This is a genomic window from Thalassotalea montiporae, assembly GCF_053485855.1.
In genome coordinates, this window is sequence record NZ_JBQRUO010000006.1 from 219,421 (window position 1) to 243,915 (window position 24,495).

Sequence of the window (24,495 nt, forward strand, 5' to 3'; positions counted from 1 at the left end):
AAGATAAGTGTTCGAACGAAGCGATGAGTCGCTCATCAAGCAAGCACTCAAAGGGAAAAAATCTGCGTGGGTGAGTTTAGTAAAACGCTACGAAAGTGGCATTTATAACTACGCCTACCGCATGGTCAATCATCCAGATGATGCTATGGATTTAATGCAGGATATATTTATTGCGGTTTACCGTAATTTAAGTACGTTTCGTGGCGACAGCCCATTTAAAGGCTGGTTGTTTAAAATCGCCCACTACCGTTGCATTGAATATTATCGAAAGAAAAGGCCACTGCAGTCGATAGATGATGTGCCTGAGCAAGTAGATGAAAGCCAAGATGCTTGTTTAGATACTGGGCTTACTCAGGGACAGCAGAGCCAAGCATTGCATCAAGCGATGCAACGTTTGGCATTTAATCAAAAAATTATGGTGGAGATGAAGTTTTTTCAACAATTCACCTTTGAGGAAATTGCACAGCAACTGGGCATATCGACCAATACCGCCAAGTCTCGACTGTACAGTGCCCTTGATAAACTGAAAGATTATTTGGAGGTGGAAGATGTCGCCGCATGATAAATCTGATCAATTCGAAGATAAGCAATTCGAAGATAAGCAATTTGAAAAGTGGCTCGACAAGCAATTGTCGCCCGAGCAAGCTGCCGAATTTGAGAATAATCACGCACATGAGAGCGCAATGAAACAGCATATTGCAACGGCTAAATACGTGGAATATTTAGCCAGTCAGGAAGCGCCAAAAAAGGTTCCTAACTGGGATCGCACGGCAGTGATGGACATGGATAGTCAACATACTAGTCACAAATGGTGGCAGTGGAGTGGTTTACCCGCGTTATCAATGGCATTTTCTTGTTTTGCCATGGCTTTAGTGTTGTTCAATGTGCAATTCACAGTTAGTGACCAAGGTATGTTATTGACCTTTGGCAAGTCAGAGGTTGACCCCGAGGTGATTGAAAGCCAAGTTACCGAGCGCGTTAATCAGCTAGTCGACGACAAGCTTAACCAATACCAGCAAAGCCAGCAGCTCGCTTTAGCCAACTTCACCAATGAATTGAGCGATAAGCAGCAGCAGAGCAACTTACAACTTGCTAGCTATATTCTTGAAACCTCAAGACAAGAGCGAAAAGAAGATATTAGCGACTTTATTCAGTTTGTTAACGCCCAGCGTAATGATGATGCGCTAGATCAGCGTATACGTTTTCAACAACTTGAAGATGCCTTGTTACAGCAAAGCACCTTTATCAATCAAACAACCACGATGCAGCCTGCTAACTGGGCTAATTAAGCGAGGGAAATTACGATGAAAAAATTAGCAATGTTAGTGTCGAGTGCCTTAACGGCAAACCTTGCCACCGCCGCAGACGTCAACTATGAGCAGCTCCACAAGCAGCTTGATATTATGAGTAATATTATTGAATCGTCGATCACTACTGGCAAAGCGAAACAATCGATTAAATTATCCGGTATTGAAAGTACCTATCTACAAAAACAAGGTGTGATGTTTACTGTTAGGTCCAAGAGCAGCAGAGGAAGTTGGGGAAGTTATAACTTTCAAGTTTCGGTACCTCCTGTGCCGCCAGCACCACCAATTACGCTTTTATCACCAGATCAAATTGCCGATATTGAAGCCACTGTTGCCGAAGTGGCCGACGAGTACCCCAATATAGATGTTGAAAGGGAAGTGGCAAAAGCTATGGAGAGTGCTTCACGTGCATACGAGCGAGTCATTGAAATTCATCGTGATGAGCGTGAGGTGTATCGCGACTTGCGTGAAGAAGAGCGCGATATAGTTTACGAGTTAAGGGATGTAGAACGTGAAAACCGCGACGTAGAATTTCAAATTCGCCGTGCAGACAAAGAACAGAAAGCTGAGCTAAAAGAAAAGCAAAAGCAATTAGAGAAACAGAAGAAAGCTCTTCTAGAAAGTAAGCAGGCGCTCGCCAAGCGCGGTCAAGAATTTCGCGTAAAGCAGGCGGAATCCGCCAAGAAGTCTGAACAGGCTCGCCAAAGCTATTTTACCCAGCTGAGCGGTGAAATTGCCGAAGCGTTATGTTTGTATGGTAATGGCCTTAAAGCATTACCAAAAGGGGAGTATGTCACTGTGGTGTTGAAGTCAGGTGGCGATAGAGTTGGCCGACATTATCAAGATAAAATTCACGTGTTCAGCAAACGAGATATTAATGGCTGTGCCACCGATAAAATTACAACGGCGCAGTTACTGGAAAAGAGTAGCGCGTATCAGTTTTAATCGCCTAGGGCGGTTCAATCGAAAGCAAAAGGCCACGCAAATGCGTGGCCTTTTTTATGAATGTATCTGCTGAGCTAGTACCGCTAGGGAAAGCTGGTTTTAAATGAATTAGTTTTAAAAACGTGCTTTTTTTACGTTGCAGGTTTCATTTGATGGCTTGTTCAGCGCCATAACCCCTTCCTCATTCACTGAATAACTTGGTGAACTCTGGGTAAATTTAGCAATAAGTTGCTGTAATTTGTCATTCAACACGGTTGCTAATGCAAAAAAGTCGTTGGTTTTTTGCGGCTTTGATTTTGCCACTTGGCTATCAGCGATATGTTGCTGGTCTAGCGGAATGCGAACAAGCGGTTTGTCGAACATTTGAGCAAACACTTCACGTTGAAAGAGCGTTGATGATTCTACACCGCGCAGCGCGTCGAAATGCTTGTTGGCAGAAATAACAGGAGCAGTAGTTATCGACACTTTTTTGATAACAAAATATTTGGCTTCTTCTTTATCACTGATGGTTGGAGCGGCATGTGAAACAGCAAAACATAAACCGACTGTACTTAACGCAATTGCGCTGGTAATTCCTTTAAGTTTGTTGTTCATCGTCTCATCCTCTAACCCAATGTTAAAAAGATTCTATTGTGTTAATAATTCTGTAACGTAATAACTTTGTCACGTAATACATAAGGCAGTAAAAAAGAACTGCGTATGTAACTAAACTGCACCATTTTACTATAAATTGTTACGACTGATTGCGCGAGCCTTATGGGATGAACGGCAATGTTGTTGAGATAAGCAGCGAACTTAAATTTTATATTAACAGTCAGTTAACGTTATAGGGTTAACTGCTACTAAAAGCTTACTCATTAGACAGCCTACTAGCACGAAAAACTCTCGGGCAATGCTTTGACGTATTAACCTTTTATTAGTTCAACTTAGTAACTTGCTGTTTGTCAAAAAAGTTACTTCTATTGTCACTAGTGTTGGTGGCTAGCTATTGCGATTAGTGTTAGTTCTGTTTGTTGTATGGCTTTGTTGGAATACTTTACAAGGTAAATTTGCAAAGTGAATTTGAAAGCTAGCCTGACTAAATTGTTAGTCAGAACAAAGTTGTTGCTAGCCAATATGAAAATGCCGAGCAACTGCTCGGCATTTTTTATGCGTTTAATCGCACAAGCTACTTTGTATAGCCTTGTCTAACTCACTATTTGTATTACCTTGTCGCCTAGTGAGTCAGCGATATAACTAGGCTGACTTATGAACTTGGCGGTAGTGGTGTAGCAATGGTTCAGTATATCCTGAAGGCTGGACATCACCTTTAAATACTAGATCACATGCCGCTTTAAAGGCGATGCTGTTATCAAAGTTATCCGCCATGGCAACATAAAGTGGATCTGCTTGGTTTTGCTGATCAACCACTTTCGCCATTTTCTGCATACTGGCCATGACTTGTGCTTCAGTACAGATATCGTGCTTCAACCAGTTAGCAATATGTTGGCTAGAAATACGTAATGTTGCTCTGTCTTCCATCAGACCGACATCGTTGATATCTGGTACTTTTGAACAGCCAACCCCTTGATCAATCCAGCGAACTACATAACCTAAAATACCTTGGGCGTTATTATCTAATTCTTGGGTGATCTCTGCTTCAGTCCAGTCAGTTGATTCCGATAGTGGTATTTTTAAGATATCGTCAATGTTTGCTGGTGTGCGTGATTTTAATGTTTGCTGTAGGTCAGCAACACTAATTTCATGGTAGTGCAGCGCATGAATGGTTGCTGCTGTTGGCGATGGTACCCAAGCGGTATTAGCGCCCGATTGCACATGACCAATTTTAGCTTCATACATATCTTTCATGTTATCTGGCACAGGCCACATACCTTTACCAATTTGCGCTTTACCACTTAAACCACAGCTTAAGCCAACATCAACGTTGTTTTGCTCGTAAGCGCCTATCCACTGAGTTAGCTTAATATCATTCTTGCGCGTCATTGGTCCTGCTAACATCGAGGTATGAATTTCGTCACCAGTGCGGTCAAGGAAGCCGGTGTTGATAAACACGACACGTGATTTCGCTTGGTAAATACAGTTTTTCAAATTCAAACTGGTACGGCGCTCTTCATCCATAATACCCATTTTGATTGTATTGGCTGGTAATGACAGCATCGTTTCGACGCGCCCAAATAGCTCATTAGCAAACGCTACTTCTTCGCTGCCATGCATTTTGGGTTTTACGATATAGATAGAGCCTTGCTGACTATTTTGGCCAGCAAACTCACCTTGAACATCTAGACTTGCAATCAAGCTGGTAACAATTGCGTCCAAAATACCTTCTGGTACTTCTTGGCCGTCTTTATCTAAAATCGCATTGTTTGTCATTAAATGACCAACGTTGCGCACGAACATAACACTGCGGGCGTTCACCGATAATGGCTCGCCGTTGGCACCAACAAATTGTTTGTCTTGGTTCATACGGCGAGTAGTGGTTTTTCCGCCTTTTGAGATTTCTTCGGTTAAATCACCTTTAATCAAGCCTAACCAGTTGCTGTAAGCCAGCACTTTATCGGCGGCATCAACGGCCGCAACCGAGTCTTCACAATCCATAATGGTGGTTAATGCTGACTCGAGCAAAATGTCTGATAGTTGTGCTTGGTCTTGCTGTGAAATTGGGCTTGATTGATCAAAACAAAGTTCAATCAGCAGTTGATTATGTTTGAACAGGTAGCTGTGGAAGCTATCAGAATGCTGTGCTTGGCCAACAAATGCGCTAGCTGTTTGCAGCTGAGTTTGGCTACCATCGGCTAATGTCACCACGATTTGCTCACCGTCAACTTGGTATTGTTTGGCGTCAGCGTGGCTACCTGATACTAATGGTAAGCGCTTATCTAAAAAGTCTTTAGCAAACGCGATAACTTTTGCGCCGCGTACCGGGTCGTAACCTTTTGCTTGATTCTCTTCTGCAGGAATAAGATCAGAACCATAAAGCGCATCGTATAAGCTACCCCAACGCGCATTTACAGCGTTTAGCGCAAAGCGCGCATTCATAATAGGTACAACGAGTTGTGGACCTGCCATAGTTGCGAGCTCAGCGTCAACATTTTCTGTATCGACGCTAAAGTCTTCAACGACAGGCTCGATGTAGCCAATATCGGTTAGAAACGCTTTGTAGTCAGCAAAGGTGTCAGCGCTGTAGGTATTTTCTTGGTGCCACTGATCAATTTGTGACTGCAGCGCATCACGTTTTTCTAACAGCTGTTTATTCTTTGGCGCTAGGTCGTGGATAATGTCGGCAGCTTGTTGCCAAAATTGCTCTGCGTTGTATTCGGTTAACGGTAATACTTGTTGTTCGATGAATTGGTTAAGCTCTTTTGAAACTTGTAAACCAAATTGGGAAATTCGTTCACTCATGGCGGTAACATCACTTCTATTTATTGATGATTATAAAATCTATTCACTCAAGGTTATAATCGCAAGGGGTTAAATATAAATGTACGAAATATAATCTTGCCATTTTAACTGAGCAAATACTTAAAAGTTATTTATTACAATGACTTAAGCTTGTTGCAGAATCTTTTATAACTTTTATTTTTGATTGTTATCTTTGGTATTCTAGTTAATTATATTTAGCTTGCTAAATTTGGTGCTATTTCTACTAGTCATACTAGTTATTAGTGAAAGCGCGATCTTGTGTAATGATCTTACTGCGCTTTCATTACAACTTAATCAACTGCTAGCATCAGCAATCTGCCGCTGCTTCCATGACCAGTCCACGGAACCAGATATGGCTAGCATCATGGTGCAGCAGTGGACTCCAAATCATCTTCAGCTCAATGTCTGGAATATCAAATGGTGGTTTTACAATAGTAAAGTTTGCATCGTCTTTGTGTAGCAGTGCAGCCTTCGTTGGTAACGTTGCAATTAAATCGTCTTCATACGCCAATTGCATCGCAACGTGATAGTTACGTGTGAATACTTTGATATCACGCTTTTTACCAAGACGTGCTAACGCTTCATCTACCCAGCCTAGCTTTTGCACGTCTTTAGGGTCCATACCGACACCGACACCAAAGCCTGTTTTCGACACCCAAACATGTTTTGAGGCTAAGTAACTGTTAAGGTTGAATTTAGTGACTACCTCGTTGTCAGCGCTCAGTAAGCAAGAGAAGCTGTCGCGCCACACGGTTTTTTGATGGAAGGATTGTGGCAACTCGTCAAAGCGGTTGATCGCCATATCAATTTTGCCAGCTTCCACGTCATGGAAGTTAACGTCACTCGGCGTCATGATATCCATAGTGACATTGGGGGCGATTTTATTAATTTTTTTCAAAAGCTTAGGCAGTAAGGTTGAAGCGGCGTAATCGCTCGCCATGATACGAAACACACGTTGGCTGTGCTCTTGATTGAAATCTTCTTCACCTTGCAGCGCTTCTTCCAATTCCAACAGAATTTTTCGGATAACTGGCGACAATGAGCGGGCGCGTTCGGTTGGCACCATACCATCAGATGTTCTCACTAAGATCGGATCGTTAAACAGGTTGCGCAAACGCTTTAAACCATTACTCATGGCAGGTTGAGTGATATTTAGCTGACTCGCTGCTCGCGTTACGTTTTTCTCGCGCAACAGAACATCTAAGTAGATAAGTAAATTTAGATCTATTTTAGAAATATTCACCAAATATATCCTTTTGGGGTTTGTTATTTCTACTGAATATATTTGTCTTGTTTTCGTTTGTAAACACCTGAATGAAATCTAGTGCTATTCTTTTATGGTATGCCTTAGATTGATCTAATCATTCTTTTAATAAATCATGTGAATGATAGTGATAAAATGTATAAATTATGATGATTGGTTGTTGGTGGCATAGGATGGTTAGCAAGCGTTAAGAACAACAATTAACGCAGTAAAGAATTTAACAGACAGAAGAGAAGGGTATACCTATGTCTAGCTACAATGAAAACATCGAGCAATTAGCAAGCTTAAAAGCAACTCAAAACCAAGGTTGGGATGCTATTAGCCCTGAGTATGCAGCGCGTATGCGTTTACAAAACCAATTCAAAACCGGTTTAGACATTGCGAAATACACTGCGTCGATCATGCGCAAAGATATGGAAGCATATGACAAAGACCCTAGCCAGTACACTCAATCATTAGGTTGTTGGCACGGTTTCATCGGTCAGCAAAAAATGATTTCGATTAAAAAGCACTTCGAAAACACTGACCGCCGCTACCTATACCTCTCTGGTTGGATGGTTGCAGCACTTCGCTCAGACTTCGGCCCATTACCTGATCAGTCAATGCATGAGAAAACCTCTGTAGCTGGTCTTATCGAAGAGCTTTACACCTTCTTACGCCAAGCAGATGCGCGTGAGTTAGGTGGTTTATTCCGCGAATTAGATGATGCTCGTGAAGCAGGTGACAGCGCTAAAGCTGCTGAAATCCAAGACAAGATCGACAACCATGTAACGCATGTTGTGCCAATTATTGCAGATATCGATGCAGGTTTTGGTAACGCTGAAGCAACTTACTTACTTGCTAAGCGCATGATTGAAGCGGGTGCTTGTTGTATCCAAATCGAAAACCAAGTATCTGACGAGAAGCAATGTGGTCACCAAGACGGTAAAGTTACGGTTCCACACGAAGACTTCTTAGCAAAAATCCGCGCAGTGCGTTACGCATTCTTAGAGCTTGGTGTTGACGATGGTGTTATTGTTGCTCGTACTGACTCTTTAGGTGCTGGCCTAACTAAGCAAATCGCTTACACAACTGAGCCAGGCGATTTAGGCGACCAATACAACTCTTTCCTTGACTGTGAAGAAGTTGATGTAGCGAACATGGCGAACGGTGATGTTGTTATCAACCGTGGCGGCAAGTTGCTTCGTCCTAAGCGCTTACCAAGTAACTTATTCCAATTCCGTCAAGGTACTGGTGAAGATCGCTGTGTACTTGACTGTATTACGTCACTACAAAACGGTGCTGACTTACTTTGGATTGAAACTGAGAAGCCACACGTTGGTCAAATCGGTGGCATGGTTAACCGCATCCGTGAAGTTGTGCCAAATGCGAAACTTGTTTACAACAACTCGCCTTCATTTAACTGGACATTAAACTTCCGTCAACAAGTATTCGATGCATGGTCTGAAGAAGGTAAAGATGTATCAGGTTACGAGCGTGCCAACTTAATGAGCGCTGAGTATGACGATAGCGAACTTTCTGCAGCAGCTGATGAGAAAATCCGTACCTTCCAAGCTGATGCAGCACGTGAAGCGGGTATTTTCCATCACCTAATCACACTTCCTACTTACCATACTGCGGCGTTATCAACTGATAACTTAGCGAAAGAGTACTTCGGTGAGCAAGGTATGCTAGGTTACGTGAAAGGTGTACAGCGTAAAGAAATCCGCCAAGGTATCGCGTGTGTTAAACACCAAAACATGGCAGGTTCTGATATCGGTGATGATCACAAAGAATACTTCGCTGGTGAAGCTGCATTAAAAGCTGGTGGTAAAGACAACACCATGAACCAGTTCTAATCTAGAACTTAGAAGAAATAAGCTCAGCATGTTCAACACGCTGAGCCTAACAATCAGTTAAGTAGTCAAAGAAGCCGCTAGCTCCCAACCGCTAAGTGGCTTCTTTTTATTTGTGTTTTATTTGTGTAGTTAAATAAACGTGTTATTTAACTACACTATGTTTATTGCTTGCTTTATGTCTATTACTTGCTTAGATAGGCAAGCATAGTATCAACATCACTCACTTCAAATGGGTCAGTAGGGCAGTTATCCATTTTGCCTGGCTCAACAAACATTTGTTTGATTTCGCCATCAACCACATGCATTGAATAACGCCACGAGCGATCACCAAAGCCTAGGTTTTCTTTCTTCACTAACATACCCATTAAACGAGTAAAATCACCGTTACCGTCAGGTAACATTTTAACCTTGTCCGCACCTAAACGCTGTGCCCATTGGTACATAGTGAAGGCATCGTTAACGCTTAAGCAGTAAACATCATCAACGCCTAATGCTTGCAGCTTGTCAAAGTTAGCTTCGTAACCTGGTAAGTGAGTGCTTGAACACGTTGGAGTGAATGCACCTGGCAGTGAAAAAATAACAACGCTTTTACCGGCAAAAATATCATCAGTAGTAACATCTTGCCAGCGGAATGGGTTGTCGCCACCAACGGCCTCGTCGCGAACGCGGGTTTTAAAAGTGACCTGAGGGACTATATTACTCATTATTTTTATCCTCTTTGAAATTAATGTATGTGTGGTGAATGAAATATACGTGGCTAAGTCTATCTTAACCATAGGAGAAAAGTCATATCTTGCAATAACCTAATGCTATATGTTTAGTCCTTTTAAGAATGTAAAAGACTGACCAGTTAGTCAGGAAATGCTGGTAAAGTTACTGCGATTAATTATCATTTGATAATTGGCGAGAACCTATTGCTAAGGCCACGCTATTTATCAACAGTTACCTACTACACTAATACACGTGGTTACTCATCCGACAGGGATTAACGATGAAGTTAAAAAACAAGCTTATCATTACCTTCTTATTTATAGCATTACTACCGTCACTGATTATAGGTATTACTTCTACTTACGTCGCGAGCCAGTCAATTGAACAGCAAGCATTTGCTCAGCTAACTGCCGTTAGAGACATCAAAACCGCTCAAGTCACTAGCTATTTCAATGAACGCAAAGGCGATATTGAAGTACTTGCACGAAGCGTTAGTAAGTTATTATCGTCTTCCCAATTAACCTTGGCAGAAGCCGCACATCAGCATCATGACTACTTTTCAGGCTTCATTCAATCTTATGGCTACTACGACTTTTTTCTTGTCGATGAAAATGGTGATGTGTTTTATAGCGTCACTAAAGAGGCTGACTATCAATCTAACTTGATCACTGGCCCATATGCTAATTCAGGTCTAGGAAAGGCATTTAATACGAGCATAAATCACCAAGCATTCGCGATGGAAGATTTTAGCCGCTATGCCCCTAGTAACAATGAGCCGGCTAGCTTTATTAGCTTAGCAGCTCAAATTAACGGTGAATCGGTTGTCATTGCCTTGCAACTGTCGATCGACAGTATTAACCAAATTATGCAACAACGCTCTGGTATGGGGGAGACTGGGGAAACTTATCTAGTGGGCAGTGATCTTCTGATGCGCTCAGACTCCTACTTAGATCCACAAGGGCATTCGGTGATAGCTTCTTTTGCTGGAAACGTTAGTAATAACGGCGTTGATACTACAGCCGCTAAACTTGCCATTGCTGGTAATAGTGGCACACAAGAGATCATTGATTATAACGGTAATCCAGTGCTTTCTGCATATACACCAATTGATATTCACGGTATTCGTTGGGCATTGCTCTCTGAAATTGACGTGGCAGAGGCATTTGCAGCAATAGACGAGCTTTATTTTACAATCTCATTGGTGATTTTGCTCTGTGTGCTAGTGGTTATTGCTACAGCCGTTTATGTGGCAAAAACGGTGACAAAACCATTAGGGGGAGAGCCAAATGATATGGTCGATATTGCCAACACCATAGCAGATGGTGATTTAACGATAGAATTTGAACAAGGTGATTCCGCAAGCGGTGTCTACTTGGCTATGAATAAGATGTCTCTGCGTTTACAGGCGATGATCAGTGAAATTGTTGATGATAGTAATAGTTTGGCAAGCTCTTCTGAGGAGTGCAGTGTTGCTAGCTTGCAAGCGTCGAATAACCTTGCTGAGCAACAAAAGAAAATTGAACAGTTAGCAACTGCTATTCAGCAAATGTCTGCGAGTATTAGTGAAGTTGCTAACAATGCGTCACAAGTGGCGACATCGGTGCACAATGCCCAGCAGCAGTCGGGTAATTCGAATCAGCAGTTACAACATACCATTACAGACATTAACCAGTTAGATCAGGAAATTGGTGAAGCTCACAATGTTATTCTTGCCCTAGAGCAGGAGTCTCATAATATCAGTGCGGTATTAGAAGTTATTCGTGGTATAGCAGAGCAAACTAACTTATTGGCTTTGAATGCTGCGATAGAGGCTGCGCGGGCGGGAGAGCAAGGTCGTGGCTTTGCTGTTGTTGCTGATGAAGTACGTACCCTGGCCGAGAAAACGCAAGAGTCGACCAAAAGCATTGAAGAGATGATCAGTAATCTACAATCATCTTCACAGCAGGCGGTAAAAGTGATGGCGACAAGCCATACAACTGCTGACAACACGCTCAATAATGCGAACTTAACGGGCGAAGCGATTAATACTATTCATCAAGAAATTGACAATATTTTGCAGATGTCGGAACTAATCGCCAGTGCCGTTGAGCAACAGGCTGGCGTTTGTGAAGAGATTAACCAGAATATAACGGTTATTAATGACGTTGCTTATGAGAACTCGGCAAGTGCCAATCAAGTCACCGCGGCTAGCCAGAGTATTAGCGAGGTAGCAGCACAGCTAAATCAATTAAGTTTACAGTTTAAGGTTTAGCTCATAGTTCTTAGCTCTTAAGTCTTAACTCTTAGCTCTTGGATAGGCGCAATTTAGCTGCTATTAAAGCTTAGATATACAAACATATATTATTAAAAAAGCCTAACTCAGATTGAGTTAGGCTTTTTAAGGTTTGAAGAAAGCTGCTAGCTTTCGCTTTCATTAGAAGCTGTATACTAAGGTGATAGCGGTTTCTGTATCTGTTTTGTCTTTACCTTCATCAACTTCAGTGTTGTGGTCGACAATAAACGAAAACTTCATGGCTAATGTTTCAATCAGTTTGGTAGTAATTGAAGTTTCAGCGCGGTAAACACTGTTTTCATCGCTGCCAAAAGCCTGTGAAGCGCGTAAAATTTGCTTAAACTCTACGTGTTCATTGATGTTGCGTGTGTAAAGGGCTTGAGCCTGTACAATAAAGGCATCTTCATTCTCAGCTGCTTGCGTGTCTGTAACTCTTAAGCGATCACGCTTAAAACCTGGACCAATATCGGCAAACAAAGAAGACTTCTCTGTTTCATACCACTTTTTACCCCAACCAGCAGAAACTGTTGCCTGGTAATCAAAGCTACTGAAGCGATCATCAATATAACCAACACTGCCGTACATGTAGTTTTTACCGTCGGCTTCCATTGCGTAATTGGTTTGTGCGTTGATATTCAACTTTTGATCACTTGTTTCAAAGTCTTCATCGGTGTTGCCCTGATCATCAACTACATCAACTTCGGTTTTACGATATAAAAGGTTCGCTTTTAGTAAGCTCGTCCATTTATCGTATTTGTGTTCAAAGTCGAATGCGGTTTTAATATCGCCGCTTTTACTGTTACCGGTTTTAAATAAAAAACCTAATTCAGCAGAAGCTTTGTATTCATGTTCAGGGGCTTTCGGTTGCTCTTGTGCGCACGTAGCAGCGGAAAATCCAACACTGCACAATGCAATCGCAACTAAGTTATTTCTCATTGTCGTTCTCTTTGTTCATATGTAAGGATACTTGAGGGAATGGAATCTCAATCTCTGCCTTATCTAAAGCAACTTTGATATTCTCCATCAAGTCAAAATAAGTTGGCCAGTAATCGGCTGATTTTACCCAAGGACGTACTACAATGTTCACCGCGCTATCGGCAAGCTCTGATACACCAATGGTCACAGCTGGGTCTTTAAGTACGCGTTCATCGGCAGCTACTACATCTGCCATTACTTGTCGTGCCTCAGCTAAATTTGCGTCGTAGCTTACACCAATCACGAGATCAATTCGACGTGTCGGTTTTGTTGAATAATTGGTAATAGTACCGCTGGTAATCGCACCGTTAGGGATGATCACGGTTTTGTTGTCACCCGTTCTTAATTTGGTAGAAAAAATCAGTATTTCCTCAACAATGCCTGCAACCCCGCCCACTTCAACAAAATCACCTGCTTTAAATGGTCTAAAGCTAATCAACAATACACCTGAAGCGAAATTTGATAATGAACCTTGCAACGCTAGGCCCACCGCTAAACCGGCAGCACCAACAATGGCAACAAGTGATGAGGTATTAAAACCTAGGTGTGAAATGGCGATGATAAAGACAATCGCGATACCGACGCCATAAACAAGGCTAGCAACAAATGAAATAACCGCTTGGTCAACCGATTTATGTTCAAGGATTTTACTAACCCCTTTGCTCACAAGGCGGGCAACGAGTTTACCGACGATTAGAATGATGATGGCAACAACGAGTTTAATGCCAAAACTGATCATTAGTTCTTGATTATTAGTGATCCAGTTAGTGATACTTTCCATAACTTTGCTCCATTTTTATTATTGGTGAATTATATCCAAGTATTACTGCCAAACCCATGATAATAGTCTGGTTTGTAAAAGGGTAGTATAAAAAGCGAGCTAGTAGATAGGTTGTCGATTAAAACATGCGATTTCTAGTAGAAAAAGTGCCTGTTATGCGTGGTGAAGGTGTTTGAATTAATGTTGACCTTCAAATTATTCAAACAAAAATGCCACCGATATAGGTGGCATTTGCAATAAAGCTAATGAGATTAACTTTGGGTAAGCTCTAGATTACGCAATTGATGCTTGATAGATACTTTCAATGCCTTGATCTAATTGCTTTGTGAAATCTTCGTCTGAATGCTTGGCGCTTAAACCTTCCGTTAATGCACGAGAGAAGCTAGCGATCATGCCGGCATTTTCACTTACTTTTTGGTTTGCTTCTTCGCGAGAGTAACCACCACTTAACGCAACAACTTTAACAACGTTTTTGTGTGCAACACAGTCGGCGTAGAAGTTAGCTGCTGAAGGTAGCGTGAGTTTTAACATCACTAGCTCATCATCCGCTAGTGCATTTAAATTTTTGATTAGCTCATCACGCAATAGGGCTTCCGCTTCCGCTTTTTGTGGGCTGTTAATATCAACTTCTGGCTCGATAATGGGTACTAAACCTTTCGCGATAATTTGTTTAGCAACGGCAAATTGCTGCTCAACAACAGCAGCTATGCCATCAGCGTTCGCCATTTTGATCACTGAGCGCATTTTCGTACCGAAAACATTTTGCGCAACCGCTTTGTCCAATAATGCATCAAGCTCCGGCATTGGTTTCATCACTTGCACGTCTTGTGCTTCGTCAGCCAAACCTTTATCAACTTTCAAAAATGGCACAACGTTTTTCTCTTGCCATAAATATTGAGCACTAGGCATACCTTCGATGCTACGGTCTAGGGTATTTTCAAATAAAATCGCACCTAATACACGCTCACCGGTGAATGCTGAATTAGTGATGATACGAGTGCGCATTTGGTGCACCATATCAAACATTTGCTCATCATTGTTGTACTCGTTTTCTTCAACACCGTAAAGCTTTAACGCTTTTGGCGTGCTACCACCACTTTGGTCAAGCGCGGCGATAAATCCTTGCTGAGAGTTTACTTTAGTTAACATAGCGTTTTGTTCGGCTGAACGCTTAATTTCAGACATGGGTTGTGCTCCGTATTAATTGTTTATCGTGTACTGGCGGTGTTCGCTCTTATTATCTTTAAAATTTGTGTTTGTTAAATTCGATTAACTTATTGTCTACTTTAAACTGCCAGCGGCTCTGCTCTAAAGGGCTTTGTTTCTATAGTGCATTGTCGCTAGCATCAATAGTGTTTGGGCAAAGACGGTTTTAGCCCAAATTAACTCTTCGCGCGCTCTTCTAATATGGCGACAGCAGGTAACTTCTTCCCTTCAAGGAATTCTAAAAACGCACCGCCACCTGTAGAAATATAGGATACTTTGTCTGCAATATTGTACTTATCAACTGCCGCTAGTGTGTCCCCGCCACCAGCAATTGAGAATGCATCACTTTCTGCAATCGCATTGGCAATGGTTTTAGTACCTTCACCAAATTGATCAAATTCAAATACACCAACTGGGCCATTCCAGACAATCGTACCTGCTGACTTTAATAGTTCTGCTAATGCTGTTGCTGAATCAGGGCCAATATCGAAGATCATATCAGTATCAGCGACATCAGTAACCGATTTTAATGTTGCTTTTGCAGTTTCTGAGAACTCGCTGCCAACAACCACGTCAGTTGGTACTGGAATATCACCATTATTCGCTTGAGCGTCTGCGGTTAAGCGTTTAGCTTCATCAATCAAATCATTCTCAACCAGCGATTTACCCACTTGGTGACCTGCCGCCGCAATAAAGGTATTGGCAATACCGCCACCGACAACTAATTGGTCAACCACTTTAGAGAGGGAATCTAATACCGTTAATTTGGTTGACACTTTTGAACCGCCAACAATAGCGACTAGCGGGCGTGCAGGGTTGTCTAATGCTTTACTTAGCGCCTCTAGCTCACCGGCTAGTAATGGGCCAGCACAAGCAACTGGCGCAAACTTAGCGACACCATGTGTACTGGCTTGAGCGCGGTGTGCGGTGCCAAAGGCATCCATCACATAAACATCACATAGCGCTGCTAATTTTTGTGCCAGTGCATCATCGTTTTTCTTTTCGCCTACATTAAAGCGAATATTTTCAAACACGACTAGCTCACCAGCTTTTACTGCTACGCCATCTAAGTACTCTTTTACTAGACGAACAGGGCGCTCAAGCGCAGCGGCTAGGTAATCAACAACCGGTTGTAGTGAAAAGGCTTCATCGTATTCGCCTTCAGTCGGGCGGCCTAAGTGAGACATCACCATCACCTTCGCACCAGCATCTAGCGCCAGCTTTAATGTTGGCAGAGCAGCTTTAAGACGGGCATCAGAAGTAATCTTGCCGTCCTTGACTGGTACATTGAGATCTTCACGAATTAGTACGCGTTGATCTTTCAGAGATAATTCACTCATTTTGATGACTGACATAATAAGCTCCAGCTTTGTGTTTATCTTGTTGCTATATAAGTTGTTATATTTATCGGTTAATTTTATTTTATAAATTTTGCCATTTCACTGGCGGTATCGAGCATGCGGTTAGCAAAGCCCCACTCGTTGTCACACCAAACGAGCATTTTTACTAAGCGCTTATGGCTGACACGTGTTTGCGTACCATCGACAATGCACGAGTGTGGATCGTGATTAAAATCAACGGAAACGAGTGGCTCTTCGGTATAACCCAAAATGCCAGCTAAGCCATTTTGCTGCGCTGCCATAATTGCTTGGTTGATATCGTCAATACTAACGTCGCTGTTAACCGTGACGCTCAAATCCATCGCGGTAACATTAATGGTGGGGACTCGCACGGCAATCGCTTCAAAACGCCCTTTTAGCTCTGGCAGAATACGTTCAATACCTAAGGCTAACTTAGTATCCACTGGAATTATCGACTGGCTGGCGGCACGTGTTCGACGCAAGTCACTGTGATAAGCGTCAATCACCTGCTGATCATGCATTGATGAGTGGATGGTAGTGATGGCGCCACTTTCAACGCCAAACTTGTCATCCAGCACTTTAATCACGGGCACAATACAATTTGTGGTGCACGAACCATTGGACACGACATTATCAGCAGCAGTTAATTGCTGATGGTTAATGCCATAGATAATGGTTTGATCGATATCGTGGTTAGCTGGGTGAGAGTAAAGTACCTTTTTGGCACCTTGGGCAATATGCTGTTGGCCATCAGCTTGGCTAGCAAATTTGCCTGTACAATCTAACACAATATCCACTTGCTCTTGTTGCCATGGCAACTTGTCTAAGTCAGCTTCATGGCTAATGACAACTTTACTGCCCGCAACAATTAAGTTGTCTTGCTCATAATTGACGGCAAACGGGAAGCGGCCATGAGTGGTGTCGTATTTAAACAGGTGGGCAATGCCTTTGGCATCGGCTAGTTCATTGATGGCAACGAGATTAAGTTGTGATTGGCGGCCTGTTTCAAACAAGGCGCGTGCGACGCTTCGGCCAATGCGGCCAAAACCATTAATCGCAATATTAATTGGCATAGTTAGTAAGCATATTTAGAGGCATACTTTTAAAGCGCAGTGCTTTATAAAATATCGGCGCTGATTAGCTCGATTTAATTGTATTAACCAAGCTAATCAGTACCACAGCAAATAATGCGAGATTATAAGCTATTTACGGTGTTAACAACATTTTCAACCGTGAAGCCGAAGTGTTTGAATAAATCACCGCCTGGTGCAGACTCACCGAATGTTGTCATACCAACAACGCCACCAGCGAAGCCTACATATTTGTACCAGAAGTCAGTGTGTGCCGCTTCAATCGCAACACGCTTAGTGACAGCACTTGGCAATACGCTTTCTTTGTAATCGTTATCTTGTGCATCGAACACATTGGTCGATGGCATAGAAACAACACGTACGTTGTCGCCTAACTGCTCAGCAGCCGCCATCGCTAGACCAACTTCAGAGCCAGTCGCAATTAAGATAACTTCAGGTACGCCAACACTGTCTTTTAAGATGTAACCACCACGTTCAATATCAGCTACTTGCGACGCAGAGCGTGCTAATGCTGGTAAACCTTGGCGAGAGAATACTAATGACGTTGGGCCATCTTGACGAATGACCGCGTGCTTCCAAGCAGTCGCAGCTTCGGTAGCATCAGCTGGGCGCCAAGTAACCATGTTTGGTGTCGTACGTAAGTTAGTTAATTGCTCGATAGGTTGATGCGTTGGGCCATCTTCACCTTGGCCAATTGAGTCATGGGTGTAGACGAAAATATTTTGAATACCCATTAACGCTGACATACGTACTGCGTTACGTGCATATTCCATAAACATCATGAAGGTTGCGCCGTAGTTAATAAAACCACCGTGCAATGAAATACCATTCATAATGCCGCTCATACCAAATTCACGTACACCGTAGAAAATGTAGTTGCCAGCAGGATCGTCTTGAATACCTTTTGAACCAGACCATAAGGTTAAGTTAGAGCCAGCCAAATCAGCAGAACCACCAATTAATTCAGGTAGCAGGGCACCAAAGGCTTCAATGGCATTTTGTGACGCTTTACGCGAAGCAATGTTCTCAGATTTTTCCTGACATTCTTTGATAAATGCATTGGCTTTTTCTTCAAACTCAGCAGGTAGTTCACCTTTTAATACACGGCGTTCGTATTCCGCTGCTAATTCAGGGTGAGCTGCTTGGTAAGCGGCAAATTTGTCATTCCAGCTTGCTTGTGCGCCAGTACCTTTTTCTGTTTGATTCCAAGCATCAGCAATGTTTTCTGGAATTTCAAATGGCGTATGTGGCCAGTTTAAGAATTCACGTGCTGCAGCAATTTCATCATCACCTAATGGTGCACCGTGACAGTCGTGGCTACCTGATTTATTTGGTGAGCCAAAACCGATAATGGTTTTACAGCAAATCATGGTTGGCTTGCCCGTTTCAGCTTGGGCCGCTTCAATAGCGTTAGCAACAGCTACAGAGTCGTGGCCATCGATATCACGAATTACGTGCCAGCCGTATGACTCGAAACGAGCAGGAATATCTTCAGTAAACCAGCCATCAACATGACCATCAATTGAAATGCCGTTGTCATCCCAAAATGCAATTAGCTTACCTAAACCTAAGGTTCCTGCTAATGAACAAGCTTCGTGAGAAATACCTTCCATTAAACAGCCATCACCTAAGAAACAGTAGGTGAAGTGATCAACAATGTCGTGATCTTCACGGTTAAACTGTGCGGCTAGGGTTTTCTCAGCAATTGCCATACCGACTGCATTTGAGATACCAGCGCCTAGTGGGCCTGTAGTTGTTTCAACGCCCGGCGTGTAACCGTATTCAGGGTGACCTGGTGTTTTTGAATGAAGCTGGCGGAAGTTTTCTAGCTCAGACATTGGTAAGTCGTAGCCAGTTAAATGTAGTAGTGAGTAAATTAGCATTGAGCCATGGCCGTTTGATAACACGAAACGGTCACGATCTGCCCAGTTTGGATCAGCTGGGTTATGCTTTAGAAAATCACGCCAGAGAACCTCTGCGATATCTGCCATGCCCATTGGGGCACCTGGATGTCCTGATTTTGCTTTTTGAACGGCATCCATACTTAACGCACGAATTGCATTGGCCAGTTGTTGACGCGATGGCATATATGCTCCTACTTATATATTGAAAATTCGAATTGCTTGAAGTGAGCAGTATTCTCGCTCAGCATCGAGGCTACTGCAAATGAATTTGCGGCAATTCTCATAATTTTTCGAGATAAAATATGATCTGAAACACTACCTCAGATTTTTGACGCAAAAGGTGGTATTCACCCGTTGAACTTTTAGTGAATAGTTAGTGCGGCATATTACAGATGATTGAAATCTAACGGCCTAAATTTGCGAGTAAATTATTGAGAGACTTGAGATGACGAGAATTACTAAATGAAACGTATTAAGCGCTATTGAGCAAGTGTTATGGATTAAGTGTTATATTACTTGGCTTTAAGTGATAAGACGCTGAACGAGGAAAGTCATGTCGATAGCAATTGCAATTTCAAATCGCAGTGCGAAAACATTGATAAATGCGCTGAAGGAGCACCTACCAGGAGTAGAAGTAAAAAACTGGCATGAGTACCAAGCTCATAGTGACGTTGAGTTTGGCGTTTGCTGGCAACAACCAGCACAGCTTTGGAGTCATTTACCTAAGCTAAAAGTGGTATCGTCATTGGGCGCCGGTGTAGACGGACTTATTTATGATGATAATCGCCCGCAGACCCTCAGCATTACCCGAATTGTTGACCCAAGCTTATCTGAGCAGATGGCTGACTTTGTGCTAATGAGCATTCTTAATCATCAGCGCAATATGGCAGCCTATTGGCAAGCTCAACAGGCACAAGACTGGATATTCAAGCGTCGTAAACAAGGTAACAAAGTTACCATTCTAGGGGCTGGTGAAATAGGCTTAGTGGTTGCACGTAAACTCCACCTAAACGGCTACCAGGTCAGTACTTGGAGTCAGACACTTAAATCTGCTGACTATATTGCGCAAAGCTTTGTAGGAGAAAATCAACTTGTCGACAGTGTGCAACAGGCGCACTTTGTCGTGTCGATATTACCAGCGACTAATCAAACCAATGATCTCATTGATGAGCGCGTTTTGTGTGCAATGCCTAAAGATGGGTATTTAATCAATGTTGGTAGAGGTAATGCAGTAGATGAACAAGCCCTTGTTAAAGCGCTAGAGGGTAACGTGATTGCAGGTGCAGCGCTTGATGTATTTAGACAAGAGCCATTACCTAGTCATCATCCATTCTGGAATTTACCGCAGTTAACGGTAACCCCCCATGTTTCAGCGATTACGGATCAACAACAGGTGGTTGAGCAAATAGCTGAAAATTATCAACGTTTTGTTCAAAATAAAGCGCTTATTAATCAAGTCGATGTTAATAAAGGCTATTAATTTGAGCTGCGCAAATAAATGATTGAAATGTCGATTATATTCAGATAAGTTTTTAGGGTTATTAAGTAATAACAATAATAAACAACTTAGTAAGTAGGTTTGCGTATGAATAAACCAACCTCCAAAGGATTTAAGCTTACTACTGTTATTGCTGCTGTTTTTGTATTGGCAGTGTCGGCAGTATTAAGTAACTCATCGGTTGCCGATGATATGGACGTCGTAATAGAACAATCAGAATGAGTGGTCGATTGTTATATTAAAAAGCCCCATTATTTGGGGCTTTTTAATTTATCTATGTCAATAATTTGTCTAATGGAAAATGTTCAATTAGAGGCTAGGTACTTGAACATTCAAGCGAGGCATCTACTTTTGGCTCACGCTCGCTGCGTTTTAATAAGTAAAAGGCATTAATAGCAACAATAATTACATTTGATACCATGCCTTGTGCTACATCAATATGCGTATAATAAACGCCCATCAACACACACCCAACCAAGGTTGCCAGTCTTAGCATTAATATATCTTTGATAAAAAAAGCACCGATACATAAGGCCAGCCCAATCCAGCTAAGTGCGTCAAAGAATAGTGGGTTCATTAGTGTGTGTTACTCCGTTGGTAAATGTTAATTAAAAGTAGCCGCTAAAAGTTGCTCTAGTGGCTTAATTGCGACGCGCATTATCCAGATCGTTTGGTGATAAAACAAACAAATAAAATTGCCTGTGTCGGATTAGAAAAACTAATGTAATTAAGAGATAACTCTAAATGTATTCACCTTGTAACAAAGTGAAATTAAAGTTTTAACTCTATTTGTTTTTAATCATACTGTTTTAACTGGCTTTTATTGATATTTTAAGAGCCAGATATAAGGGCTTATCAGCAAAGCATTTACGCCATTGAAGTGCGTACAATTGCGTTAATAAAATTAGGTTTACTTGGAAAACTCAATAAACAAGAGAAAAACTTGAAGTGGCGTCTCTGGCAGGAGTCGAACCTGCGACCCTTCGCTTAGGAGGCGAATGCTCTATCCAACTGAGCTACAGAGACAGCTCAGTTGAATTTAAACTGTTTATCAATAGTTTACAATGACTAAAACAACTCAATAGGGCAGTGATGGTATTCTGTATTTGCTTTAGGGATCTTGTTTCACGGCGAGATCATTGATTTGAATATTGCCAAGCAAGTTTTGATTAGTGGTTTTTGCGACAGCGCTATCTTGAAATACTTCGCTTACAGTCACCATGTGGCTACTGACATTATACCCCGTGTACATTTTTCCTTGATCGCTTGTGAAACTGTTTAAATGCAGTAAGGAAAATTTATCGCCTAACTTAACGCCTTGGCGTTTGCCCACATTAACAATAACTTCATTACCTTCAACTCTGACAATTCTTGCCCTTGTTTGCTGGCACATTAGGCTTTCATCAATATCAAGTAAGGCGTCATCAAGTGTGCGGTCTAGCATACGGCCGTAGGCGCTTTGCCAAAACGATTGGCCGTTTAGGTCGATCGTTTCTCGCTTACCAAAAGTCCAAGGAGCTTTATTCTGGTAATGGCTATTCCATAATAGTTCACCATTATCAGTACTATATATGTAGAAGGCGGTATCAAAGTGGCGATCGAAGTTATCTTCTTGCCAGAACTGCCATTGGTTTAGTACCTCTCCATCAAACGAAACGTCAGTAACTTCTGTAAAGAGAACAAACTGTGTGTCAAAGCGTTGACCTAATTCAACTGCTAAGTATTTTATTTTTTCTTGGTCAAAGCTACGGTTATAGCGACTAAAAGGGATGCTGCTCTTGTTGGCTAGTTTAATATCAATGTAGCGACTTTTCTCACCAAGCTTGTCAGCAAAGCGAGCAACGAGTTTCTTGTCTAAATTATAAATTTTGCCAATATTTGCTTGTTCACGATGAAGCAGTTGGGCTTTAGTTACTAGCATCGACTTTTTGAAGTCGGCGGCAAAGCATTGCTGCTCTTGTGGAAAAATATCTGCGCGAATCGTTACTTTAAGCATGTCTCCTTGGTAGCTTTCGTCGATTAACTCAATTGAATTCACTGTGCCACTAGCACGAATACTTAGTTCGTCTTGAGTAAGCAAACCGTTGATAACCCGCTGTGCACTGCTCACTGAGGCTCCGGCAACAAGTAATGCTTTTTTTAATGCGTTTTCCATTGCTTCTGTTCGCGCAGTCTCGCGATCATTATTTAAGATGTATGCACTGCCTTGTGATTCATACCACTGAGCAGAGCTCACAAATGAAATTAATATTGATGTGAATAATGCTAAAATTCGCATAACAAGCAATCCAATTGATTGGTGTCCACAATGTCTTGGCATTAAGGTTGCGTTTAATCTTGTGAACACTAAATTAATAACTAGCTAACTAAGTATCACCATCGGCTTAGTAAGCGTCATAAAGCAGACGCTTGTGTTAGCCAATAGCTTACAATTAACTAAGAGTAAGCATGAACTATGCCTGTTCAACCTATCCTAGCAATAATTATTTATTGTTGGCGCGTTTCCTGCATTATTCAAAGCCAAGAAGTCAACGTTAAACTTGTAGTAATAATTGAGGTGTCTCAATGAAAAATTGGCTATTAGCAGCCTGTATTCCTTTACTGGCCTCGTGCTCAATGAATAGTGAGCAAGATTTTTACAGTGTCAGCCATCAGAAAATGGATGAGATAGACAGTTTTGATCTACCCAAGCATGCCATTAATGATGTGGTGAGAGGGCTGGCGTATCAAATGCTGGAGCATAGCTCCTTTGTTTCACCAAAAACTCCAATCGCAGTTACTTCATTTGTTAATTTGGAAGACTTAGAGTCGACTAACTGGCTGGGTAATCAACTATCAGAGAACTTCGTTCATGAGCTGCAACGCCATGGCATGGTAGTGATTGATTACAAAACAACAGGACATATCCGAGTAACAAAAGATGGCGATTATGTTTTTAGTCGCGACTGGAAAGAGTTACCAGAGCGACAAATTATTGACTACGTAGTGACCGGAACCATGATGGAGCAAGAAACGGGTATATTAGTTAATGCTCGAATGATCGGAATGCAATCTCGTGTCGTTGTCGCCAGTGCTCAATCATTTATACCAAAATGGGTGATCGGTGATGAAGTTTATCGCGATGAAAATGTGCGGTTGAAAGATGGCATGATAATTCGCACCAGTGAGAACTTGGCTGAAGAGGCCCGCGCTGTTCGAATACAGCAATAGATAGTGGCAGGGTGAGATAATGAAACTTATCAATATTGCGTTGGCGCTAGTTGTAGCTGTTACCGTTTCTGCTTGTACATCTATTTATGATAAGCATGTGCAGTGGCAACCAGTGAAGCCAGAGGTCTTTCCTGTTGTCACCGCTGTTGGCTATGCGCCAATCAGTTTGCAAAAGTCAGAGCATGAAACACAACGTATGCTAATGGCAATTAAAGCATCAAAACTTGCCGCTTATGCGGAATTAGCTGAACAGGTATATGGTCAACAAGTTGCCTCTAATATGACTATGGGTGACTTACTTATCGAAAATCATCAACTCAAAGCGTCAGTTCATGGTGTTATTCGGGGGGCTAAAGTGATAAAGAGTTATCCTGTGGGTGATACGTACGCAACTGAGTTAAGTATCGACTTTAAAGATGTTTATGAGATATATATAGCATCTACGAGAAAACAAGAAATAAAAGACGTTATCTATTACTAGTATCGACACTTTATTATAAAAAAGCCGTATTAACCTTTATCTGTGTTAATACGGCTTTTTTACATCTAATTTTACTGGTTTACCACAAAATCAATCAATAATTGCGCGCTTTGCGTGAAATTAAACCGAACAAATAAAAATATCAAAAAACTTTCAAAAAGGTGTTGACGCCCAGCTAAAAATCTCTAAAATGCGCATCCACTTCCACGGGGCAGCCCAACGAAGTGTTTT

20 protein-coding genes, 1 tRNA gene and 1 pseudogene are annotated in these 24,495 nt (G+C 42.0%); 9 read left to right on the forward strand and 13 right to left on the reverse strand.

The window, feature by feature from the left end; genetic code table 11:
- Positions 1-7 precede the first annotated feature (7 nt).
- From ACSLUR_RS16240 to ACSLUR_RS16250, 3 genes are read left to right on the forward strand one after another with little or no spacing between them, the layout of a single operon-like run.
- On the forward strand, positions 8-562 hold the full coding sequence (locus tag ACSLUR_RS16240) for an RNA polymerase sigma factor (protein ID WP_116017460.1): 555 nt from the start codon (positions 8-10) through the stop codon (positions 560-562).
- Entirely contained in the window at positions 549-1,289 is a 741-nt protein-coding gene (locus ACSLUR_RS16245) for a hypothetical protein (RefSeq protein WP_448556279.1), read from the forward strand. Before ACSLUR_RS16240 ends, ACSLUR_RS16245 begins: the two co-directional genes overlap by 14 nt.
- Before the next feature lie 15 nt (positions 1,290-1,304).
- On the forward strand, positions 1,305-2,252 hold the full coding sequence (locus tag ACSLUR_RS16250; RefSeq protein WP_448556281.1) for a hypothetical protein: 948 nt from the start codon (positions 1,305-1,307) through the stop codon (positions 2,250-2,252).
- A 114-nt stretch (positions 2,253-2,366) separates the two neighbouring features.
- On the opposite strand, the gene ACSLUR_RS16255 is transcribed toward ACSLUR_RS16250, so the two are convergent.
- The 3 genes from ACSLUR_RS16255 to ACSLUR_RS16265 all read right to left on the reverse strand — a co-directional run bounded on the left by ACSLUR_RS16255 (position 2,367) and on the right by ACSLUR_RS16265 (position 6,915).
- Entirely contained in the window at positions 2,367-2,846 is a 480-nt protein-coding gene (locus ACSLUR_RS16255) for a hypothetical protein (protein WP_448556283.1), read from the reverse strand.
- A 642-nt stretch (positions 2,847-3,488) separates the two neighbouring features.
- Complete coding sequence (locus tag ACSLUR_RS16260; RefSeq protein ID WP_448556285.1) at positions 3,489-5,651, reverse strand: malate synthase G; 2,163 nt, start codon at positions 5,649-5,651, stop codon at positions 3,489-3,491.
- Positions 5,652-5,979: 328 nt separating this feature from the next.
- Complete coding sequence (locus tag ACSLUR_RS16265; RefSeq protein ID WP_116001058.1) at positions 5,980-6,915, reverse strand: LysR family transcriptional regulator; 936 nt, start codon at positions 6,913-6,915, stop codon at positions 5,980-5,982.
- Positions 6,916-7,181: 266 nt separating this feature from the next.
- Between ACSLUR_RS16265 and ACSLUR_RS16270 the strand changes: the two genes are divergently transcribed.
- Positions 7,182-8,774: an isocitrate lyase gene (locus ACSLUR_RS16270; RefSeq protein WP_448556287.1), complete on the forward strand. Its 1,593-nt coding sequence runs from the start codon at positions 7,182-7,184 to the stop codon at positions 8,772-8,774.
- 188 nt (positions 8,775-8,962) lie between these two features.
- Here ACSLUR_RS16270 and ACSLUR_RS16275 read toward each other — a convergent pair.
- A pseudogene (locus ACSLUR_RS16275) lies at positions 8,963-9,481 on the reverse strand (peroxiredoxin); the annotation flags it as partial.
- 284 nt (positions 9,482-9,765) lie between these two features.
- Between ACSLUR_RS16275 and ACSLUR_RS16280 the strand changes: the two are divergent.
- Positions 9,766-11,736 carry a methyl-accepting chemotaxis protein gene (locus ACSLUR_RS16280; RefSeq protein ID WP_448556289.1) on the forward strand — a complete coding sequence of 657 codons (1,971 nt, stop codon included), beginning with the start codon at positions 9,766-9,768 and terminating at the stop codon, positions 11,734-11,736.
- Positions 11,737-11,898: 162 nt separating this feature from the next.
- Here ACSLUR_RS16280 and ACSLUR_RS16285 read toward each other — a convergent pair whose 3' ends face one another.
- The 6 genes from ACSLUR_RS16285 to tkt form a co-directional block, all read right to left on the reverse strand.
- Positions 11,899-12,693: a DUF481 domain-containing protein gene (locus ACSLUR_RS16285; protein WP_448556291.1), complete on the reverse strand. Its 795-nt coding sequence runs from the start codon at positions 12,691-12,693 to the stop codon at positions 11,899-11,901.
- Entirely contained in the window at positions 12,683-13,513 is an 831-nt protein-coding gene (locus ACSLUR_RS16290; protein WP_448556294.1) for a mechanosensitive ion channel family protein, read from the reverse strand. The genes ACSLUR_RS16285 and ACSLUR_RS16290 overlap by 11 nt, the downstream gene beginning before the upstream one ends.
- A gap of 273 nt (positions 13,514-13,786) precedes the next feature.
- Positions 13,787-14,698, reverse strand: a complete 912-nt coding sequence (locus ACSLUR_RS16295; protein ID WP_448556296.1) for a fructose bisphosphate aldolase — start codon at positions 14,696-14,698, stop codon at positions 13,787-13,789.
- Between the two features lie 197 nt (positions 14,699-14,895).
- Entirely contained in the window at positions 14,896-16,074 is a 1,179-nt protein-coding gene (locus tag ACSLUR_RS16300; protein WP_448556298.1) for a phosphoglycerate kinase, read from the reverse strand.
- A 62-nt stretch (positions 16,075-16,136) separates the two neighbouring features.
- A complete protein-coding gene (gene epd, locus ACSLUR_RS16305; protein WP_448556300.1) occupies positions 16,137-17,153 on the reverse strand; it encodes an erythrose-4-phosphate dehydrogenase in 1,017 nt (338 codons plus the stop codon).
- A gap of 122 nt (positions 17,154-17,275) precedes the next feature.
- Positions 17,276-19,258 (reverse strand): transketolase, encoded by a 1,983-nt coding sequence (tkt, locus tag ACSLUR_RS16310; protein ID WP_448556302.1) that lies wholly within the window; start codon positions 19,256-19,258, stop codon positions 17,276-17,278.
- 370 nt (positions 19,259-19,628) lie between these two features.
- Here tkt and ACSLUR_RS16315 point away from each other — a divergent pair, with 370 nt between their 5' ends.
- Together ACSLUR_RS16315 and ACSLUR_RS16320 are read left to right on the forward strand one after the other, a co-directional pair.
- Complete coding sequence (locus ACSLUR_RS16315; RefSeq protein ID WP_448556304.1) at positions 19,629-20,555, forward strand: NAD(P)-dependent oxidoreductase; 927 nt, start codon at positions 19,629-19,631, stop codon at positions 20,553-20,555.
- A 105-nt stretch (positions 20,556-20,660) separates the two neighbouring features.
- A complete protein-coding gene (locus ACSLUR_RS16320; RefSeq protein WP_448556306.1) occupies positions 20,661-20,795 on the forward strand; it encodes a hypothetical protein in 135 nt (44 codons plus the stop codon).
- A gap of 94 nt (positions 20,796-20,889) precedes the next feature.
- On the opposite strand, the gene ACSLUR_RS16325 is transcribed toward ACSLUR_RS16320, so the two are convergent.
- The 3 genes from ACSLUR_RS16325 to ACSLUR_RS16335 form a co-directional block, all read right to left on the reverse strand.
- Positions 20,890-21,150, reverse strand: a complete 261-nt coding sequence (locus ACSLUR_RS16325) for a hypothetical protein (protein ID WP_116017490.1) — start codon at positions 21,148-21,150, stop codon at positions 20,890-20,892.
- A 372-nt stretch (positions 21,151-21,522) separates the two neighbouring features.
- Positions 21,523-21,599: transfer RNA gene (locus ACSLUR_RS16330), tRNA-Arg, on the reverse strand.
- An 85-nt stretch (positions 21,600-21,684) separates the two neighbouring features.
- Positions 21,685-22,851 (reverse strand): flagella assembly protein FlgT, encoded by a 1,167-nt coding sequence (locus ACSLUR_RS16335; RefSeq protein WP_448556308.1) that lies wholly within the window; start codon positions 22,849-22,851, stop codon positions 21,685-21,687.
- A gap of 287 nt (positions 22,852-23,138) precedes the next feature.
- Here ACSLUR_RS16335 and ACSLUR_RS16340 point away from each other — a divergent pair, with 287 nt between their 5' ends.
- Both ACSLUR_RS16340 and ACSLUR_RS16345 read left to right on the forward strand, forming a co-directional pair.
- On the forward strand, positions 23,139-23,783 hold the full coding sequence (locus ACSLUR_RS16340) for a FlgO family outer membrane protein (RefSeq protein ID WP_116001046.1): 645 nt from the start codon (positions 23,139-23,141) through the stop codon (positions 23,781-23,783).
- A gap of 19 nt (positions 23,784-23,802) precedes the next feature.
- The gene (locus ACSLUR_RS16345; protein ID WP_448556310.1) at positions 23,803-24,264 is read left to right on the forward strand and encodes an LPP20 family lipoprotein; all 462 of its coding nucleotides are present in this window, start codon (positions 23,803-23,805) and stop codon (positions 24,262-24,264) included.
- Positions 24,265-24,495: the final 231 nt, after the last annotated feature.

Bases quoted from the DNA above. Each gene is read 5' to 3' on its own strand.
- ACSLUR_RS16335 (WP_448556308.1), bottom strand. From the start codon at position 22,851: ATGCGAATTTTAGCATTATTCACATCAATATTAATTTCATTTGTGAGC.
- ACSLUR_RS16255 (WP_448556283.1), bottom strand. From the start codon at position 2,846: ATGAACAACAAACTTAAAGGAATTACCAGCGCAATTGCGTTAAGTACA.
- ACSLUR_RS16270 (WP_448556287.1), top strand. From the start codon at position 7,182: ATGTCTAGCTACAATGAAAACATCGAGCAATTAGCAAGCTTAAAAGCA.
- ACSLUR_RS16295 (WP_448556296.1), bottom strand. From the start codon at position 14,698: ATGTCTGAAATTAAGCGTTCAGCCGAACAAAACGCTATGTTAACTAAA.
- ACSLUR_RS16320 (WP_448556306.1), top strand. From the start codon at position 20,661: ATGAATAAACCAACCTCCAAAGGATTTAAGCTTACTACTGTTATTGCT.
- tkt (WP_448556302.1), bottom strand. From the start codon at position 19,258: ATGCCATCGCGTCAACAACTGGCCAATGCAATTCGTGCGTTAAGTATG.
- ACSLUR_RS16250 (WP_448556281.1), top strand. From the start codon at position 1,305: ATGAAAAAATTAGCAATGTTAGTGTCGAGTGCCTTAACGGCAAACCTT.
- ACSLUR_RS16280 (WP_448556289.1), top strand. From the start codon at position 9,766: ATGAAGTTAAAAAACAAGCTTATCATTACCTTCTTATTTATAGCATTA.
- ACSLUR_RS16325 (WP_116017490.1), bottom strand. From the start codon at position 21,150: ATGAACCCACTATTCTTTGACGCACTTAGCTGGATTGGGCTGGCCTTA.
- epd (WP_448556300.1), bottom strand. From the start codon at position 17,153: ATGCCAATTAATATTGCGATTAATGGTTTTGGCCGCATTGGCCGAAGC.
- ACSLUR_RS16290 (WP_448556294.1), bottom strand. From the start codon at position 13,513: ATGGAAAGTATCACTAACTGGATCACTAATAATCAAGAACTAATGATC.
- ACSLUR_RS16345 (WP_448556310.1), top strand. From the start codon at position 23,803: ATGAAACTTATCAATATTGCGTTGGCGCTAGTTGTAGCTGTTACCGTT.
- ACSLUR_RS16300 (WP_448556298.1), bottom strand. From the start codon at position 16,074: ATGTCAGTCATCAAAATGAGTGAATTATCTCTGAAAGATCAACGCGTA.
- ACSLUR_RS16245 (WP_448556279.1), top strand. From the start codon at position 549: ATGTCGCCGCATGATAAATCTGATCAATTCGAAGATAAGCAATTCGAA.
- ACSLUR_RS16340 (WP_116001046.1), top strand. From the start codon at position 23,139: ATGAAAAATTGGCTATTAGCAGCCTGTATTCCTTTACTGGCCTCGTGC.
- ACSLUR_RS16260 (WP_448556285.1), bottom strand. From the start codon at position 5,651: ATGAGTGAACGAATTTCCCAATTTGGTTTACAAGTTTCAAAAGAGCTT.
- ACSLUR_RS16285 (WP_448556291.1), bottom strand. From the start codon at position 12,693: ATGAGAAATAACTTAGTTGCGATTGCATTGTGCAGTGTTGGATTTTCC.
- ACSLUR_RS16315 (WP_448556304.1), top strand. From the start codon at position 19,629: ATGTCGATAGCAATTGCAATTTCAAATCGCAGTGCGAAAACATTGATA.